Here is a 19478-nt window from a genome sequence, read left to right as displayed (position 1 = left end):
GCCGACGGCTGATCCAATCAGTCCGGGAGACCTCGTGTCCGTCTACTTGTTCCGCCTCGCCCGCTGGGCGTTCCGACGTCGGCGTACGGTGCTCGCCGTGTGGATCCTCGCCGCCGCCGTGGCGATCACCCTCTCGGTCGTGGGCGGTGGCAAGACCGACAACACCTTCACGGTCCCCGGAACCGAGTCGCAGCAGGCCACCAATGTGCTCAAGAAGAAGCTGCCTGCGCTGAGCGGTGGCCAGACCCAGATCGTGTTCGCGACCCACGGGAGCACCAAGGTCACCGACCCGTCCTACCAGGCCGGCATCGAGGCCGCGGTCAAGATCCTGAAGACGGTGCCGCAGGTGGGCCTCGTCACCGACCCCTTCCAGTCCAAGTCCGTCTCCAAGAACGGCCATGTCGCTCTCGGGTCGGTGCAGTTCAACGCTCAGCCGAGCGACGTGAAGTCATCGACGCTGGACGCGGTGAAGGCAGCCGTCGTCCCCGCGCAGGACGCCGGTGTGGAGGTCGAGTACTCCGGCAGCGTCTATCCCGGCTGGGAGTTGAAGATCTCCGAGTTGCCGGAGATGGTCGGCATCCTGGTCGCCTTCGTGATCCTGACCATCACCTTCGGTGCGCTGGTCGCCGCCGGACTGCCGATCCTCACCGCGATCATCGGCATCGTCGTCACCCTGATGAGCATCAGTGCGCTGGCATCCGTCATGACCATCGCCTCGACCTCGACGACCGTGGCGACGATGCTCGGTCTCTCCTGCGGCATCGACTACGGGCTGTTCATCCTGGCCCGGCACCGCAACAACCTGCTCACCGGCATGAGCATCGAGGACTCGGTGGCGCTGGCCGCCGGCACTTCGGGCAGCTCGGTGGTCTTCGCCGCGCTGACGGTGATGATCGCGCTGTGCGGGCTCTCCGTGGTCGGGATCCCCTTCCTGACGGTGATGGGACTAGCCGCCGCGGGCGCGGTGCTGGTGGCCCTGCTGATCGCACTGACCCTGATGCCCGCGATGCTGGGCTTCGCCGGGAACAAGGTGGCGAGGTTCATCAGTACGCCGCTGCGCCCGGGCCACCACGAGAACGTCGCCCAGATCGCCGCGACCGAGCCGGAGCGCACGTTCGGCTCCGCCTGGGCACGGTTCGTGGTGCGCTTCAGAGTGCCGCTCCTGATCGCCGGGATCGCCGTCCTTCTCGCGCTCGCCGTGCCCTCGACCAAGATGGAACTGGGACTGCCCAGCGGATCCTCGCAGCCGAAGAAGAACACCGCGCGCAAGGCCTACGACCTGACCACCGACAACTTCGGGCCGGGCTTCAACGCCGCGCTCCTGGTCGTCGCCGACGGGGTCCCCGATGCCGACGCGGCGGCCCCGATCACCGCCGCACTGGCCAAGATCCCCGGCGTGGTGTCCGCCGCACCGATGGCGGCCGGCAACGACGTCGCCGTCATCCGGGTGATCCCCACCACCGGCCCCAACGACCAGGACACCACCCACCTCGTGAACCGGATCCGGGACGAGCGGTCCACGGTCGCGGGGGACACGGGTGCCACGATCCTGGTGGGAGGCACCACCGCCTCCAACATCGACGTGTCGAGCAAACTCTCCTCGGCGCTGCCGGTGTTCCTGGCCGTCGTGGTCGGCCTGGCGTTCATCCTCCTGACGCTGGCGTTCCGGACGATCCTGATCCCGATCAAGTCGATCATCGGTTTCCTGCTGTCGGTGTTCGCGGCCTTCGGCGCGCAGGTCGCGGTGTTCCAGTGGGGTTGGGGCGAGCGGCTGTTCGGCATCCCGCCGAGCGAGACCATCAGCTTCCTGCCGATCCTGATGCTCGCGATCATCTTCGGTCTCTCCAGCGACTACGAGGTGTTCGTCGTCTCCCGCATCAAGGAGGACTTCACCAAGAACGGGGACGCCCTCAAAGCCGTGGAACGCGGCACAGGCCTCTCCGCGCGCGTGGTGACCGCGGCCGCGCTGATCATGTTCAGCATCTTCGTGGCCTTCATGTTCACCGACGACCCGACCGTCAAGGCGATCGGCTTCAGCTTCGCCGTCGGTGTCCTCCTGGACGCCTTCGTGGTCCGGCTCACGCTGGTGCCCGCGTTCATGGCGATCATCCGCGCGAAGATCTGGTACCACCCGAGGTGGTTCGACAAGTACGTCCCCGACCTGGACATCGAGGGTGACCGCCTTCAGCACCAGGTGGGCGGAGCCGAGTCCACCCCGCCCGCGGACGAGCGGACAGCCGTCCGCTGAGCACGCCCGCGGCGTCACCCGCTCGCGCCCGCCCCGGTCAGGGGAAGGCGAGCGTGCGGGCTAGCAGCGTGACGAGGACCAGCACCAGGGGGAACAGCACCAGGAACATGGCGAAGGTGTACCCCATGATGTCCCGCGCCTTCAGCCCCAGGATGGTCAGCGTGGGCAGCATCCAGAACGGCTGGAGCAGATTCGCGCTGGCCTCGCCGAGGTCGTAGACGACGACCACCCAGCCCTGGTTCACATGGAGTTGGTTGGCGGCGTCCAGGACGTACGGCGCCTCGATGACCCACTTGCTGCCGCCGCTGGGCACGAACACGCCCAGGACGCAGCTGTAGACGGCGATGAACGCCGGATAGAAGAACTCGTTGGACACCGAGACCAGCCAGCCGGCGATGGTCTTGCTCAGGCCGGTGAAGGCGATCATCCCGAAAATGCCGCCGTAGAGCGGGAATTGGAGCAGTACACCGGACGCGGCCGGTGTCCCCTCCTTGAAGGCCTGAGCGAGCCGCACCGGCCGCCAGTGCAGGATCAGCGCCAGCAGGATGAGGATCAGGTTGACGGTGTTCAGGTCCAGGGCGTTGAGCGCGTTGCCCTCGGCCCGGGCGAAGTGCCGGGCCAGGTACCACGCACCGAGGGCGAACAGCAGGATCGCGAAGAGCGGACTGTACTCGATCCACTCGCCGGGCCGGCTGCGCCGCGTCTCGGTGCGGTCCTCGGCGACACCGGGACCCAGCTCGATCCCCAACTGCTGGGCGGTCTTGGCGCGTTGGGGCGAAGGCGACAGGAACCAGGCCAGCCCGACGGCGACGACGAACACGATGGCCGTGGCGACGATGCCCTGCCACAGGAAGATGGTGTCGGTCAGCGGGATGAGACCGCTGCCGCGTCCCTCCGCGATGACCTTCTGGACGGCGGGAGGGCTGGAGGCGGGGCTCGCCACCTGGAGCGCCGCCGAGCCCGACAGGCCCTGGGCCCATACCGTGCCGAGGCCGAGGAACGCCATCGCGCCGAGCGCCCGGTAGTCCACCCCCTGGACCCGGCGGGCGATCTCCTTGGCGAGGATGGCCGTGAAGATGAGGCTGAAGGCCCAGTTCAGATACGACGTCAGCATGGCGACGGCCGCGGTGAAGGCGATGGCACCACGGGGTGTGCCCGGAACGCGCGCGATGCGGGCGATGAGCCGGCCCACCGGTGGGGACACGGCTACGGCATAGCCCGCGACGATGATCATCGCCATCTGGAGCGTGAAGGTGATGAGCGACCAGAAGCCCTGCCCCCAGGCGTCGACGAGGCCGTAGCCACTGGTCGCCGCGGGGTCGGACGGGGCGCCGAGCAGCTTCTCGCCGGTCGCGAGGCCCAGCGCGAACACCGCGAACGTGCCCACCAGTACGAAGCCCAGCGCGTCGGGCAGCCACTTCTCGGTGAAGGCCGTGAAGCGCAGCGCCATCCGCGCCAGCCAGTTGTCCCCGCTCTGTGTCGGGTCCGGTTTCTGCCGGGCCGCCGTGGACATCTGCTGCCTCCCAGGGGTGGTGACTGAACCTCGGGTTCCGGGTGTGCGGTGCTGAGGATCATGGGCCGTCCGGAGCCCGAGCGCAATGCATGTGAACCATCCGGTGCCCGCGGTCTCATGCGCGACAGCGCCGCCCCGTGCCTCCCGGCCAACAGTGACGAGCAACTATCTCTGCACAGACTGTGGACTGAGCAACATCACCATGCAACTCTGCAACAACTGAGCGCAAAAACTCGACCCATGACTCTCTCGTACCTGTCACGCATCCACGCGACCCCCCTTCAAGGGCAGGAGAAGCATGAACAGACATCGCTGGAGAGGCCGTTTTCTGGCCGCTCTGCTCACCGCGGCGCTCGCCCTCATAGGGCTCCCCGCGCTGACCGAGACCGCGACGGCGGCCGGCGGCCCGAACCTCGCCGCGGGCAAGAGCGCCACGGCCGCCAGTTCCAAGGCCGAGTACGGCGCCCCCAACATCACGGACGGCAACGCCGGTACGTACTGGGAGAGTTCGGGGACGAACTTCCCCCAGTGGGTGCAGGCGGACCTCGGCGCCTCCGCCCGGGTGGACGAGGTGGTGCTGAAGCTGCCCGCGTCCTGGGAGAGCCGCAGTCAGACCCTGGCGGTGCAGGGCAGCGCCGACGGCACGAGCTTCGACACCATCAAGACCTCGGCGTCGTACGCCTTCACGCCGAGCGCGAGCAACACGGTGACCATCTCGTTCCCGGCCACCCAGACCCGCTATGTGCGGATCAACGTCACCGCGAACACCGGCTGGGCCGCCGCTCAGCTGTCCGAGGTGGAGGTCCACGGCGCGACCGACACCTCGGGGAACCTGGCCGCGGGCAAACCGTTCACGGCGAGCAGCTCCACCCAGACCTATGTGGCGGCGAACGCCGGTGACGGCAACCGCGCCAGCTACTGGGAGAGCAAGAACGGTGAGCTCCCGCAGTGGGTCCAGGTCGACCTGGGCTCGTCCGTGCGGGTCGACCGGGTGGTGCTGCGGCTGCCGGCGAGCTGGGGGGATCGCACCCAGACGCTCAAGCTCCAGGGCAGCACGAGCGGTTCGGACTTCAGCGACATCACCGCCTCCAAGGGCTACGCCTTCAACTCGGCGAACGACCAGACGCAGACCCTGACGTTCAACGCGACGACCACGCGGTACGTCCGAGTTCTCGTCACGGCCAACACCGGCCAGCCGGCCGGGCAGTTGTCGGAGCTGGAGGTGTACGGGCCGACCACCGGCGACACGCAGGCGCCGACCGCGCCCACCGAACTGGCGTACACGGAGCCGGCATCCGGCCAGATCAAGCTGACCTGGAAGGCCGCCACCGACAACGTCAAGGTCACCGGCTACGACATCTACGCCAACGGTGAGCTGCGGACCTCCGTCGCCGACGACGTCACGACGTACACGGACACCCAGCCCGCCTCGGCGACCGTCGCCTACTACGTCCGGGCCAAGGACGCGGCGGGCAACGTGTCGGCGAACAGCAACACCGTCACCCGCAAGGGCGACTCCGGCGACACCCAGGCGCCGACCGCACCCTCCTCTCTGGCCTTCACCGAGGCCACCAGCGGACAGGTCAAGCTCACCTGGGGCGCCTCGACCGACAACGTGAAGGTCACCGGCTACGACCTCTACGCCAACGGCACCCTGCGCAAGAGCGTCGACGGCACCACCACGACGTACACCGACCCGCAGCCGGCGTCGGCGACGGTCACGTACTACGTGCGGGCCAAGGACGCGGCGGGCAACGTGTCGGCGAACAGCAACACCGTCACCCGCAACGGCTCCACCACCGACGACGCGAACCTCGCCGTGGGCAAGCCCATCACGGCGTCGTCCACGATCTTCACGTTCGTGGCGGAGAACGCCAACGACGACAAGACGAGCACCTATTGGGAAGGCGGCTCGGGGACCTACCCGAACAGCCTCACCGTGAAGCTCGGCTCCAACGCCGACGTCAACACCGTCGTCGTCAAGCTCAACCCGGACGCCGCCTGGGCGACCCGGACGCAGAAGATCCAGGTTCTCGGACGCGAGCAGAAGGCCACCGCGTTCACCGGCCTGGTCGCCGCGAAGGACTACACGTTCGACCCGGCGAGCGGCAACACCGTGCGCATCCCCGTGTCGAGCCGGATCGCGGACGTCCAGCTGGTGTTCACCGCCAACTCGGGCGCGTCCGCCGGGCAGGTCGCCGAATTCCAGGTTCTGGGCACGCCCGCCCCGAATCCGGACCTCCAGATCACCGGTATCACCTCGGCCCCGGCCAGTCCCGTCGAGTCGGACGCCGTGAAGCTGACCGCGACCGTGCGCAACTCGGGCACGGAAGCGTCGGACGCCACCGACGTCGATTTCCAGCTCGGCGGCAAGAAGGCGGGCACCGCCGCCGTCGGCACACTGGCGGCCGGAGCCTCGGCCACGGTCACCGCCGACATCGGCACCCACGACGCGGGGACCTACCAGGTCGGTGCCGTCGTGGACCCGAGCAACAAGGTCATCGAACAGAACGAGGGCAACAACTCCTACACCAGCCCCACCTCCCTCGTCATCAAGCCCGTCGCCAGCTCCGACCTGGTGGCCTCGCCGGTCAGCTGGTCGCCGAGCACTCCTGCCGAGGGCAACACGGTCACCTTCTCCGTCGCGCTGAAGAACCAGGGCACGGTGGCCTCAGCGAGCGGCAGCCACGGCATCACGCTGACCGTGGCCGACGCGTCCGGTACGACCGTCAAGACCCTCACGGGCGCGTACGACGGTGCCATTGCGGCGGGTGACACCACCGCGCCGGTCAAGCTCGGCACCTGGACCGCGGGCAAGGGCAAGTTCACCGTGAAGACCGTCATCGCGGACGACGCGAACGAACTGCCGGTCAAGCGCGAGAACAACACCAGCTCGCAGTCCCTGTTCGTGGGCCGCGGCGCCAACATGCCGTACGACATGTACGAGGCCGAGGACGGCACCGCGGGCGGCGGCGCCCAGACCGTCGGACCCAACCGGACCATCGGTGACGTCGCAGGCGAGGCCTCGGGCCGCAAGGCCGTCACGCTCAACAGCACCGGCAACTACGTGGAGTGGACCACCAAGGCCAGCGCCAACACCCTGGTGACCCGGTTCTCCATCCCGGACTCCGCGGGTGGCGGCGGTACGAACTCGACCCTGAACGTCTACGTCGACGGCAAGTTCCTCAAGGCCATCGACCTGACGTCCAAGTACGCCTGGCTGTACGGCGCGGAGACCGGGCCGGGCAACTCCCCGGGATCGGGTTCCCCGCGGCACATCTACGACGAGGCGAACCTGATGCTCGGCCAGACCGTACCGGCCGGCAGCAAGATCCGCCTCCAGAAGGACGCCGCCAACGACTCCAAGTACGCGATCGACTTCGTGAGCCTGGAGCAGGCGACGGCGGTGCCCAACCCGGACCCGGCGACGTACGTGGTGCCGACCGGATTCGGCCAGCAGGACGTGCAGAACGCGCTCGACAAGGTGCGCATGGACACGACGGGCAAGCTCGTCGGCGTCTACCTGCCGGCCGGTGACTACGAGACGTCGAGCAAGTTCCAGGTGTACGGCAAGCCGGTCCAGGTCGTCGGCGCCGGTCCCTGGTTCACCCGCTTCCACGCCCCGTCGTCACAGGAGAACACCGACATCGGCTTCCGGGCCGAGGCCGCCGCCAAGGGGTCGTCGTTCTCGAACTTCGCCTACTTCGGCAACTACACCTCCCGTATCGACGGGCCAGGCAAGGTGTTCGACTTCTCCAACGTCTCCGACATCACCATCGACAACATCTGGAACGAGCACATGGTGTGCCTCTACTGGGGCGCCAACACCGACAGCATCACCATCAAGAACTCGCGGATCCGCGACATGTTCGCCGACGGCATCAACATGACCAACGGCAGCACGGACAACCACGTCGTCAACAACGAGGCGCGGGCGACCGGCGACGACAGCTTCGCGCTGTTCTCCGCCATCGACGCGGGCGGGGCCGACGAGAAGAACAACGTGTACGAGAACCTCACGTCGATCCTGACGTGGCGCGCGGCGGGCATCGCCGTCTACGGCGGCTTCAACAACACCTTCCGCAACATCCACATCGCCGACACGCTCGTCTACTCGGGCATCACCGTGAGTTCACTGGACTTCGGCTACCCGATGAACGGCTTCGGCACGGATCCGACGACCTTGGAGAACATCTCGATCGTCCGCGCGGGCGGTCACTTCTGGGGAGCGCAGACCTTCCCGGGCATCTGGTTGTTCTCCGCGTCCAAGGTCTTCCAGGGGATCCGTATCAACAACGTCGACATCGTCGATCCGACGTACAGCGGCATCATGTTCCAGACCAACTACGTGGGAGGACAGCCACAGTTCCCGATCAAGGACACCATCCTCACGGACGTGACGATCACCGGAGCGCACAAGAGCGGTGACGCCTACGACGCGAAGTCCGGGTTCGGCCTGTGGGCCAACGAGATGCCGGAGGCCGGGCAGGGCCCCGCCGTCGGTGAAGTCACCTTCCACAACCTGAAGATGAGCGACAACGCACAGGACGTGAAGAACACGACGTCCACATTCAAGATCAACAACCTGCCGTAGCGCACCGGGTGCGCCGAGGCCGGCAGGCCCGGGTGGCGGGATCGTGTCCCGCCACCCGGGCCACGCGGCGTCGGGTCGTGCCCCCGGCACCGCCGACCGGCAGTCCGCCATGATCGATTGGTGGGGCCGGGCCACCCGGCTTAGCGTGGTGCGTAGTGAACGCCTGTGTTCACTGCCGTCCCCTGCGACGCAGGGCGATCTCATGACAGGTGCTCCCGTGACGACCCCGGACACTGCCGACTCCCCGCAGCGGGGCAGAGGCAGTGGTATCGCACTCCTCGTCATCGCCTCGTGCCAGCTGATGGTGGTCCTGGACATCACCATCGTGAACATCGCCCTGCCGCACATCCAGACCTCGCTCGGCTTCTCGACCGAGTCCCTGTCCTGGGTGGTCAACGCCTACACTCTGACCTTCGGCGGCCTGCTGCTGCTCGGCGGACGGCTGGGTGACATCCTCGGCCGGCGCCGGGTCTTCATCTTCGGCGTCCTGCTCTTCGTGTTCGCCTCCCTGCTCGGCGGACTCTCGCAGGAGTCCTGGCACTTGCTCGCGGCCCGCGCCCTGCAGGGCGTCGGCGGTGCCATCGCCTCGCCCACCGCCCTGTCGCTGATCACCACGACCTTCCGTGAAGGCCCCGAGCGCAACCGGGCGTTCGGCGTGTTCGCCGCCGTCTCGGCGGGCGGCAGCGCGATCGGGCTGCTCGCGGGCGGGCTGCTCGTGGAGTGGCTCGACTGGCGCTGGGTCCTCTTCGTCAACGTGCCCATCGGCCTGCTGATCGTGCTCGCCACTCCCCGCTACATCCGGGAGTCCGAGCGCCACCCGGGCCATTTCGACCTCTTGGGCGCGCTGACCTCCACGCTCGGCATGGTGCTGCTCGTCTACGGCTTCATCCGTGCCTCGGAGGACGGCTGGAGCGACACCGTGACCATCGGTGCGTTCGCGGCGGCCGTGGTGTTCCTCGCCCTGTTCATCATCGTGGAGCGCAGGTCGAAGCAGCCCATCACGCCGCTGTGGATGTTCCGCGACCGCAACCGCGCCGGCGTCTACGGCATGATGCTGATGCTGGCCGCGGCGATGTTCGGGATGTTCTTCTTCCTGACCCTGTTCGTGCAGAACATCCTGGGCTTCAGCCCGCTGCGGGCCGGTCTGGCCTTCCTGCCGGTGAGCGTGATCATCGCGATGGGAGCGGGCTTCGCTTCGCAACTGCTGCCCAAGTGGGGCCCCAAACCCTTCATGGCGGTGGGCGCGATCCTCGCCGCGGTGGGGCTCGGCTGGCTGACGTTGACCGACGTCCACAGCTCGTATCTGGGCAGCATCCTCGGCCCCATCCTGGTCTTCGGTTTCGGCATGGGCCTGCAGTTCGTGTCACTGACGCTGATGGCGGTGTCGGGAGTGGCTCCGCAGGAGGCGGGAGCGGCCTCGGGGATCCTCAACGCCACGCAGCAGGTGGGCGGTTCACTCGGTCTGTCCGTGCTGGTCACCGTCTTCGGCACGGCCAGCCGCGACGAGGCCACCCACCAGATCCGGGACTTCCTGGGGCAGGCCACCCCGGCGCAGCGGCTCGAGTTCCGCAGAACCGGCCGGCTCCCCTCGCCCTGGAACGACCAGGTGCTGACGTCGGGTATCTCGAGCGCGTTCGTCGTCGCGGCGATCTTCGCCATCGTGGCGGCGGTGATCGCCCTGTTCGTCATCCAGGTACGTGCCGACGACCTGAAGCGCCTCCAGGGCGGAGTTCCGCTGGTGCCGGGAGGCGAGGCGTCCGCGGAGCCTGCGGGGGACGCGTCCGGACAGGTCGCAGGGTCTGCCGGGACATCGCCGCCGGCTGAGGAACCAGGTCGGCCCTGATCGTGCGGCTCTGCCCTGCCCGGGCCTGCCGTACGGCTGTACTGAGCCTGTCAGGGCGATCCGGCACACCGCCCGCCGCGAGACGCGTCGCGCCCCCTCAGGGCAGCGGCTGCTCGGCCCAGATGACCTTGCCCGCGGGGGTGTAGCGAGTGCCCCAGCGCTCGGCGATCTGGGCGACCAGGAACAGCCCGCGTCCGCCCTCGTCGGTGCTGGCCGCGTACCGCAGATGGGGCGACGTGTTGCTGCTGTCGTACACCTCGCAGATCAGGCTGCGGTCGCGCAGCACGCGCACATGGATGGGGGCTGCGCCGTACCGGATCGCGTTGGTGACCAGCTCGCTGAGGATCAGCTCCGTGGTGAAGTCCATGTCGTCCAGTCCCCACTCGGCCAGCTGCCGGGTGACCGAGGCGCGCACCTCGCCGACGGCGGCCGGGTCGGAGCGCACGTCCCACTCGGCGACCCGGTCCGCACCCAGGGCGTGCGTGCGGGCGACGATCAGCGCGATGTCGTCGCTCTGCCGGGCCGGCAGCAGGGCCTCCAGTACGGCCCGGCAGGTGTCCTCCGGCGACCGGTCGGCCCCGGCCAGGGCGCCGCGCAGCAGTTCGAGGCCGACGTCGATGTCGCGCTCCCGGTCCTCGACGAGCCCGTCGGTGTACAGCACCAGCCTGCTGCCCTCCGCCAGCTCCAGATCCGCCGTCTCGAACGGCAGGCCCCCGAGCCCCAGCGGCGGACCGGCGGGCACCTCGGGGAAGTCGACGCTGCCGTCGGGACGGACCACCGCGGGCACCGGATGACCCGCGCGGGCGACGGTGCACTGCCGCGAGGTCGGGTCGTACACGGCGTACAGGCAGGTCGCGCCGGTGATCGTGGCGCTGGTGTCCTCCGTCGACTCGTCCTGGTCGATGCGGCCGACCAGCTCGTCCAGGAGCGAGAGGAGCTCGTCGGGCGGCAGGTCCAGCGCCGAGAAGTTGTGGACCGCGGTGCGCAGCCGCCCCATCGTGGCCGCGGCGTGCAGCCCGTGACCGACGACGTCGCCCACCACGAGGGCGACCCGGGCCCCGGACAGCGGCAGTACGTCGAACCAGTCGCCGCCCACCCCGGCCTGCGCCGGAAGGTAGCGGTAGGCGATGTCCAGGGCGCTCTGCGCGGGCAGGTTGCGCGGGAGCAGACTGCGCTGCAGCGTCACGGCCATGCTGTGCTCGCGCGTGTAGCGGCGCGCGTTGTCGATGGAGACCGCGGCGCGGGCGACCAGTTCTTCGGCGAGGGCCACCTCCTCCACGTCGAAGGGCTCGGGCTTCTCGGAGCGCCAGAAGTTGACCACGCCCAGGACCAGGTTCCCGACCCGCAGCGGGACGGTGATCAGCGAGTGGATTCCGTAGTCCACCACCTGGGCGGACCGCTCCAGGTCCTGGGCCAGCCAGCCCGGGGCCTTGCTGAGATCGGGCTCGACGAGGGCCTGACCGGTGTGGAGGCTGCGGGCCTGGGGCGAGGAGGCGACGAAGGTGATCTCCTGGCCCACCGGGTAGAGCGGCGCGTCCTTGCGGATGCCGATGGATGCCGCCCGGCGCAGGTCGGCGACCGACTCCGGCTCCTCGCCGCTCAGGACCGCGGCGACCAGGTCCACGGTGGCGAAGTCCGCGAAGCGGGGCACGGCCACCTCCGCCAGTTCCTCGGCGGTACGGGTCACGTCCAGGCTCGTCCCGATGCCCACACCGGCGTCGTACAGCAGCTTGAGCCGTTCGCGTGCCACTTCGGCCCGGCCGGACAGTGCACGCAGTTCGGTCGAGTCACGCAGCGTCGCGACGCTGCCGGACGGCCCGCCCTGGAGGTCCGTGGGCCGCTGGTTGATGGCCAGCAGCCGGTCGCCGACCAGGTGCACCTCGTCCGTGGCGACGCGTCCCGAGGCCAGCAGCTCGGCGGTCTCCGCGTCGAGGCCCAGTTCGAGGACGTGCCGTCCGTCCGCGTGCTCGGGCAGGTCGAGCAGACGGTGTGCCTCGTCGTTGGCGAGCAGCAGCCGCCCCTCGCCGCTGATGATGATCACGCCCTCCCGGACGGCGTGCAGCACCGCGTCGTGGTGTTCGTACATCCGGGTCATCTCGTACGGGCCGAGGCCGCGGGTCTGGCGCAGCAGCCGTCTGCTCACGAGCGCCGTTCCGCCGGTGGCCAGGGCGAGCGCGGCCGCCGCGGCGGCCAGCAGAAGCGGCAGCTGGCGGTTCGCGACACCGCCCACGTGCGCGGTCGTGACACCGGCCGACACCAGCCCCACGACCTTCCCGTCGGGATCCTTGATGGGCACCACGGCCTGCACCAGGGGACCGATCGTTCCCGTGATCTCCTCGGTGAGGGGGCGCCCGGCCAGCGCGGGGGCGATGTTTCCGACGAACTTCTTGCCGATCCGGTCCGGCTTGGGGTGGGTGTAGCGGATCCCGTCGGTGTTCATGACGACGATGAAGTCGACCTTCGACGCCTTGCGGGCGGCTTCGGCCCGCGGCTGCAGCACGGCGGTGGGATCGGAGACCTGCAACGCTTCCCGGGTTCCCGGCGCGTTGGCGAACGTCTCGGCGACCGCGAGCGAGCGGTTGCGGGCCTCCTGCGTGCTGTCGTGCTGCACCTGCAGCACCAGGGCCACGACCGCGGCCACGACCAGCAGCAGCACGATCGCCACTTGCAGCACGAACACCTGGCCGGCGACACTGCGTCCGCTCAGGGCCGACCGCAGCCCGGCGCCCCGCCGTCCGGGCCCGCCCTCGCGCGCCCCCTGACCGAGCGCTCGGTGCGGTGTCCGCTGTCCTCGCTGCTCGTGCCCTCGGCGCGCGCGCTCCCGCCTGCGCTGCGCGCGCAGACCGCTGAGACAGCGGGTCGACTGAGCCCAGGATCGACCCAATAGTCGGACCATGTGCCCATGTCTACACTGCCCGGCGCCGGGAGGCGAGGGGCGGCGCCCGCTGTGACAGCGGCCGGGGTGGCCGGGCGGGCGTCAGCCGCGGGCGGCGCGTGCGGCCTCGAAGCGGGCCACCCACCGGGCGGTCCGGTCCAGGTAAGCGGTTTCGGCGCGGGCACCCCGTCTGCCGTACGCGCCCTCGTAGGAGAGATAGTCGAGGGTCCCGGGCGTCCGGGCCGTCGCGGGCTCGATCTGGGTCCCCTCGTGCCATTCGTTGAACGAGGTGATGCTCACCCAGTCGGGCGGTGCGTCTTCGTGCCCGCTGGCCAGCGCGTACTCCCATTCCAGGTCGTAGGTGCGGCCGTCCGCGCGGTCGAGGGTCGGGGTCGTGTTGCCCGGGACCGCCCGGTCGTCCAGGTAGCCGGGACCGAGCGACGGCGCCCACACCATGCCGCGCTCGGCGCAGAACGCGGCGACCCCGGTCCAGTCGGGCCGGTTGGCGGTCGCGATGGCGTCGTAGGTGTAGACCCCGCCGAAGTCGCCGATGCGGGACTCGTCCCAGGTCTGTGCCATGACGAGGGCGATGTCGTCGACCTCGTGCAGTGCGGACCAGTCGACGGTGAGCAGGCTGTTGAACACGTAGTAGGCGCAGCGGTCGCCGTGCCCGGCGGCGCGGTGGAAGGCGGGATGGTCGCCGTGCCGCTCGGTCAGGTAGCGGATGTCAGCGACGACGGACGCGGCGTCGCGGCCCTGGTACGGCTCGATGTGCCAGGCGACCTGGAGCCCCTCGGCGGCGGCCGCGTCCAGCACGACCGGCGCCATCCGGTCCTCGTAACTGCCCTGTCCCCACCAGCTGCTGACGAGCACGCCGGTACGGGCCTGCCGCAGCCAGCGCATGTGCCGGGCGACCGCGCCGCGCAGATCACCGGAGTCGTACGCGCCGAGCACCGGGTAGTAGTTGGAGCTGAGGGTCTCGGGCGGCGTGAGCTCGCCCTGCTGCCAGTGGCGCCACTCGCCGTACACCTCCGGTGAGCCGTACCAGGGGTAGTAGAAGATGTGCGCATTCGCGGAGACGCCCTTGGGCCGCAGCTTCGCGGGGACGTCCTCGGGTCGTGCCGCGGCGGGGGTCGCCGTGCTGCCGATCAGCGCGGCGGCCCCGGTGGCCGCTCCGCCGACGAGGAGCCTTCTTCGGGAAAACGAGCCCAGGTGTCGGGACATGGTCGTCGTCACTCTCCTTGGTTGCCGGGCCGGCCGAACCGCGGAACGAATCCGAGCAGCTCGGCGCAGGCCGTCGTGTCGAACAGGGAGGTGCGCCCGGGCAGCGCCGAGAAGGCCGGTACGCCCGGGTGGTAGCGGTCCATCAACTCCGCGGACGGCAGCGGGGAGGAGGTGTCGGCGGCGGTGACATGGAGGACGTGACAGCCCGTGAAGTCCGCCTCAAGACCCCGGCGCACCACGGCCGCGGCGTCACGGGTGTCGAGCCAGCCCCACAGGTCGTGCCGGTGGACGCCCGGGTCGGCCGCCACGTCGGCGAGCTGGCGGCGCAGCCGGTCGCCGCTGCCGGTGAACGGGAAGCGCAGACAGACGAGATCGGTGCCCCAGCGGCGGTGCATGCTGCGGGCCGTCTCCTCGAGCACCGCCTTCGAAAGGCCGTAGGGATCGCGCAGGAGCGAGGGGTGCTCCTCGTCCAGCGGGACGTACAGCGGCGAGACGGGGACGGGTGACCAGGCGAGCCCGACCGCCGCCAGGCTGGAGGCGGCCACGATCCGGCGGACACCGGCGCGGCCCGCCTCGTCGAGAACCCGGTGCGCAGTAAGGCAGTTGGTCGCGAACAGGGCGCTGTGGTCGTCCATGTTGGGGTGCGGGATCGCCCCGAGGTGGACGACGGCGTCCACCCCGTCCACCGCCTTGCGCACGAGGTCGGCGTCCTGGAGGTCCCCGATGTGCACGCGCTCGGCCCGGGGCGCGTCGAACGGCACGAGGTCGGTGGCCACGACGTCGTACGACGCGGCGAACAGCTCGGCGAGGACGTGCTGTCCGATGTGGCCCGCGGCCCCGGTGACCAGGACGCGCATCAGACCTTCACCGCCCCGACCAGTCCGTTGACGAAGTACCGCTGGAGGCCGAGGAAGAGCAGGATCACGGGAATCACGACGATCAGGGCGCCCGCCATCAGGTTGTTGTAGTGCGGCACGTTCTCCGCGGACAGCGTCTGCAGGCCGAGGGGGAGCGTGTACGCCGACGGGTCGTTGAGGGACACGCGCGTGAGCAGGAACTCGTTCCACGTGGGGATCGCGGTGAGCAGCCCGACGGTGATCAACGCGGGCCGGGCGAGCGGCAGATACACCCGGGTGAAGATGCGCAGCTCGCCGGCGCCGTCGACGCGCGCCGAGTCCCGCAGCTCCCCGGGCACGGCCATGAAGGCGCCGGTCATCAGCAGGATCGACAGCGGGGCGCCGCCGTTGACGAAGGGCAGGACGAGACCCCAGTGCGTGCCGAGGATGCCCATCCTGTTCTCCAGGAGCACGATCGGCAGCATCACCGTGATGCCCGGCACGAACAACAGCGACACGAAGAGCTTCTGCAGGAATCCGCGCCCCGGGAAGCGCAGGACCGCGAAGGCGTATCCGGCGGCCGCGTAGATCACCAGGGTGAGGACCACCGTGTACCCGGTCACCAGCAGGCTGTTCAGGAAGAAGTCGAAGAAGTGCAGCTTGTTCCAGGTGTCGGTGAAGGTCTGGAACGTCGGGTTGTCCGGAATGAGGTGCCCGCCGCGTACGACTTCGACCTGGTCCTTGAACGCGGCCGACACCATCCACAGGAACGGATAGATGCTGACCAGCCCGTACGCCCCGAGCAGCACGCCGACGACGGTGCGGGCGACGACCTTCCGGGCCGCCGCCTTGCGGGTGCGGCCGCCGCCCGGTGGCCGGACGCCGGCGCGGCTCAGTGAAATCGTTGTCATGTCTTGCTCCGCAGCGCTCGAAGATTGATCAGGGCCAGGACGAGCGCGGCGGCGAAGAGGATCCAGCCGAGCGCGCTGGCCAGGCCGAGCGTGGGCGAGAGGTTCTTGAGGAAGGCGAGGCGGTAGGCCTCCAGGCCCAGGACGTTCGTGTGGTCGCCAGGCCCGCCGTAGGTCATGACCAGGAAGGTCTGGAAGCCCTGGAGGGATTCGCGCAGGTTCAGCAGCAGCACGATGGCGGTGATGGGCCGCAGCAGGGGCCAGACGACCGAGGCGTTGGTGCGCCACCATCCCGCGCCGTCCAGCTGGGCGGCCTCCAGGAGGCTGCGGTCAATGCCCTGGAGTCCGGTCAGATACAGGAGCATCGCCACCGGGACATGGGTCCACACCGTCACTACGATCATCGTCGGCATGGCGGTGGACGGATTGCCGAGCCAGCCCTGGGGCTGCTGGAGCGAGCCCAGGCCGAGGCTGTCGAGCAGCGCGTTGATGGCGCCGTCCGGCTGCAGGATGTACTGCCAGGCGAAGAAGACCGCGATGCCGCTGGTGACGTACGGCAGGAAGTACACGGACCGCAGCACGCCCTGGAACCGCTTGACCTGGCCCAGCAGCACGGCCAGCGGGAACGACACCAGGACCGTGAGCGCGGGCGAGGCGAGCATCACCCAGAGGGTGTTGAGGGCGGCGTGCCGCACCCGGGGCGCGTAGATCGGGTCGCGCCACAGCAGATCCGCGTAGTTGTCGAGGCCGACCCAGGTCCAGTTCGGGCTGAAGCCGTTCCAGGTGGCGAAGGACAGCGCGAAGCCGTAGCCCACCGTGTACAGGCCCATCACCGCGAACAGCAGCACGGCCGGAGCGACGAACAGATACCCGGAGAGGGCCTCGTACCCGCGCCACCGGCGGCGCGGCGGGGGAGCGGCCATGGCCGTCACCGGCCGCCCGCCGCCGCGTTCCTTCACCGCCTCACGCGCGGCCTGCCGGGGAGCGGTGGTCACTGGCCTGCCGCTTTCCAGTACGACTGGTCGAGCTTGCGGAGCTTCTGCGCGGTCTGCTGGACCGACTGCTGGTTCAGCGGGCTGAGGTCCGCGAGGATCGCCCCGGCATCGTCCTGCTCGTAGCCGATCGGGCGGAACTCGTCGCCGCGGCTGGGGTCGTACGTGGTGTCGGGGGTGCCCTTGAAGCTGTCGACCAGGGCGCTGAGCGTGGGGCCGAGGACGGTGGCCGAGTCCGCGCCCAGTTCCGTCGCGGGCAGGTCGGTGGCGTTCTTGGCGAACCGCGCGGCGACGTCCTGCTGGGAGAGGAACTCCATCCATTTCTTGGCGTTGCCGGGCTGCTTGCTCGTCGAGGTGACGCTGACGCCGGTCAGCGCGAGCGGGCCGAGGGCCCGGTCGGGTACGGCGCCGTCCGCGGGCGCCGGCAGGCCGAAGGCGAGCACGTCGTCGGGGTTCATGCCGTTCTGCTTCAGATACGCGAGCGTGAAGGTGCCGCCCACGTCGAAGGCGGACTTGCCCTGGGCGAACGCCTGGTCGGCCTGGTCGATCGTCAGGGTCTGCGAGCCGGGCATCCAGTAGGGGGTGAGCTGGTCGTACATCGACAGGACCTTGACGCCGTCGGCGGAGCCGAAGTCGGCGGACTGGTCCTTGCCCCACAGCTTCTCGTATTTCTGCTGTCCCAACTGGGCGAAGGCCAGCGGCTGGAGCACCCAGGTCAGCCCGGTGGCCGGCACCTTCAGACCGAGCGAGAGGCCGCCGTTCTTCGGGTCCTTCGCCTTGGTCGCCTTGAGCGCGCCGAGGAACTCCTGCCAGTTCGCCGGGGCCTTGGTGATGCCGGCGTCGGCGAGCACCTTCTTGTTGCCGTAGACGATGCCGAAGGTGCCGACCGTGAGAGGCACGCTGTAGCGGGCGCCCTTCTTGACGCCGTGGTCCTTGGCCTCGTTGTTGAGGGAGTTCTTGTAGCGCGGGTCCGTGACGAGCCCGGAGTCGTGGACCGCCTCCTGGATGCGTGCCGCCCAGGCGCCCGTGAAGTCGGAGCTGATGTCGGAGACGACCCCGGCCGCGCCGAGGACCCGGTCCTCGCCGTCCGAGTGCACCTCGAGAAGGTCCGGCAGGTCACCGGTCTTCGCGGCGCTCTGCACCTTGGTCGTGTACGCGTCGTCGGGCGTGTACGCCTCGATGGCGACCGAGATGCCGGTTTCCTTCTTGAACTCCTTGGCGGCGGCCCGCAGCGCGCTCACATGGGACTGCTTGAAAGTCCACATCTCCAGCGACTTGGAGTCCCCGGAGCCCGAGGAGCCGCCGCAGGCGGTGAGGGAGGTGAGGGAGAGCGCCGCGGCCAGGGCCCCTGCGACAATCCGCGCTTTTCGTGCAAAAGGTTTACGCATGAGCCCCTACCTAGGGTCGAGCGTTCAGAAGACCGAATAGCGTTGGAGTGACTGAACTTAGAGTCGTCGTGATATAGCGTCAAGACGCATGCTGCGACGAGGTGTTGACCGGTCAGCCGTGGGGCGCCGGGGTGGGGAGGCGGAGGGCCAGTGGAATCGGTGACGACGACAGCGCGCGGGCGCAAGGTCGAAGAGGTCAAATCCGCAGCTCGGGTGCTCGAAGTGCTCGAACTCCTCGGGCGGGACGGGGCCCGGCTCTCGCTCGCCGAGATGGCGAACGCCATGTCGGTGCCGAAGAGCAGCCTGCACGCCATCCTGCGCACGATGGAGGCGCGCCGCTGGGTCGACGTCGACTCGTCCGGCACCCGCTACAGCCTCGGTCTCAAAGCTCTGTTGACGGGCACCGCCTATCTGGAGGGCGACGACGTCACCAGCCTCGCCGGGCCCGTGCTCGACGCCCTCGCGGAGGAGACGGGCGAGGCCGTCCACCTCGGCAGACTCGACGGTACGAAGATCGTCTACCTGGCCAAACGCGAGTCGCGGCACGCCTTGCGCATGTACTCGGCGGTGGGGCGCAGGCTGCCCGCCCATGCCACCGCCCTCGGCAAGGCGGTGCTGTCCCAGTACGACTCGGCCGAGGTGCAGCGCCGGCTGGACTGGCCGCTGGAGCGGCTGACCCCGGACACGGTCGTCGACCCGGACGCCCTGCTCGCCCAGCTCGCCGAGACCCGGCTGCGCGGGTGGGCCGTCGACGACGGGGAGAACGCGGTGGACATCCGGTGCGTGGCCGTCGCGCTCGGCACCGCTCCGGACGGCGGTGATGCCATCAGCTGCTCGGCGCCGCGCAGCAGGATGGACGACGCGCGCCGGGAGGAGGTCGCCCAGGCGGTGACCGAGGCGGCGCACTCGCTGCGCACCCTGCTGAAGCGGATCGGGCAGCGCTAGGGCGTGTCCGCGAAGTCCGTTCCGCCCCGCGACACCTGGCGCGCCCTCTCGCCGCACCGGGCGGACGACGGGGCTCTGTGAACCTGCCCCGGAGCGCTCCGTCCGGTCGGGG

The 19478-nt window shown here is 69.5% G+C and carries 11 protein-coding genes; 4 read left to right on the top strand and 7 right to left on the bottom strand.

All coding sequences use genetic code 11. The features are described 5' to 3' along the window. Positions 1-34 precede the first annotated feature (34 nt). Entirely contained in the window at positions 35-2248 is a 2214-nt protein-coding gene (locus ACFWM2_RS08020; RefSeq protein WP_383274493.1) for an MMPL family transporter, read from the top strand. Positions 2249-2285: 37 nt separating this feature from the next. Here the strand turns inward: ACFWM2_RS08020 and ACFWM2_RS08015 are convergent, their stop codons facing one another. Beyond that, a complete protein-coding gene (locus ACFWM2_RS08015) occupies positions 2286-3761 on the bottom strand; it encodes a short-chain fatty acid transporter (RefSeq protein ID WP_383274490.1) in 1476 nt (491 codons plus the stop codon). A gap of 298 nt (positions 3762-4059) precedes the next feature. Between ACFWM2_RS08015 and ACFWM2_RS08010 the strand changes: the two genes are divergently transcribed. Further along, entirely contained in the window at positions 4060-8355 is a 4296-nt protein-coding gene (locus ACFWM2_RS08010) for a discoidin domain-containing protein (RefSeq protein ID WP_383274487.1), read from the top strand. 202 nt (positions 8356-8557) lie between these two features. After that, entirely contained in the window at positions 8558-10198 is a 1641-nt protein-coding gene (locus tag ACFWM2_RS08005) for an MFS transporter (protein ID WP_383274484.1), read from the top strand. A gap of 97 nt (positions 10199-10295) precedes the next feature. On the opposite strand, the gene ACFWM2_RS08000 is transcribed toward ACFWM2_RS08005, so the two are convergent. The 6 genes from ACFWM2_RS08000 to ACFWM2_RS07975 form a co-directional block, all read right to left on the bottom strand. Continuing rightward, positions 10296-13094, bottom strand: coding sequence for a SpoIIE family protein phosphatase (locus ACFWM2_RS08000; protein ID WP_383274481.1), 2799 nt, complete (start codon positions 13092-13094; stop codon positions 10296-10298). An 81-nt stretch (positions 13095-13175) separates the two neighbouring features. After that, positions 13176-14297, bottom strand: a complete 1122-nt coding sequence (locus tag ACFWM2_RS07995; protein ID WP_383274478.1) for a glycoside hydrolase family 99 protein — start codon at positions 14295-14297, stop codon at positions 13176-13178. A gap of 8 nt (positions 14298-14305) precedes the next feature. Beyond that, entirely contained in the window at positions 14306-15154 is an 849-nt protein-coding gene (locus ACFWM2_RS07990; protein WP_383274475.1) for an NAD-dependent epimerase/dehydratase family protein, read from the bottom strand. Continuing rightward, the gene (locus tag ACFWM2_RS07985; RefSeq protein WP_383274472.1) at positions 15154-16044 is read right to left on the bottom strand and encodes a carbohydrate ABC transporter permease; all 891 of its coding nucleotides are present in this window, start codon (positions 16042-16044) and stop codon (positions 15154-15156) included. Before ACFWM2_RS07985 ends, ACFWM2_RS07990 begins: the two co-directional genes overlap by 1 nt. Further along, entirely contained in the window at positions 16041-17036 is a 996-nt protein-coding gene (locus tag ACFWM2_RS07980) for a carbohydrate ABC transporter permease (RefSeq protein WP_383274469.1), read from the bottom strand. Before ACFWM2_RS07980 ends, ACFWM2_RS07985 begins: the two co-directional genes overlap by 4 nt. Further along, positions 17033-18421 carry an ABC transporter substrate-binding protein gene (locus ACFWM2_RS07975; RefSeq protein ID WP_383274465.1) on the bottom strand — a complete coding sequence of 463 codons (1389 nt, stop codon included), beginning with the start codon at positions 18419-18421 and terminating at the stop codon, positions 17033-17035. The genes ACFWM2_RS07980 and ACFWM2_RS07975 overlap by 4 nt, the downstream gene beginning before the upstream one ends. Before the next feature lie 159 nt (positions 18422-18580). On the opposite strand from ACFWM2_RS07975, the gene ACFWM2_RS07970 reads away from it, so the two are divergent. Further along, a complete protein-coding gene (locus ACFWM2_RS07970; RefSeq protein ID WP_383274462.1) occupies positions 18581-19366 on the top strand; it encodes an IclR family transcriptional regulator in 786 nt (261 codons plus the stop codon). Positions 19367-19478: the final 112 nt, after the last annotated feature.

This window comes from Streptomyces sp. NPDC058371 (genome assembly GCF_042723265.1).
Taxonomy (GTDB): Bacteria; Actinomycetota; Actinomycetes; order Streptomycetales; family Streptomycetaceae; genus Streptomyces.
Note: the sequence above shows the minus strand (reverse complement) of the source record. Positions and strands in the feature narration are given on the sequence as shown.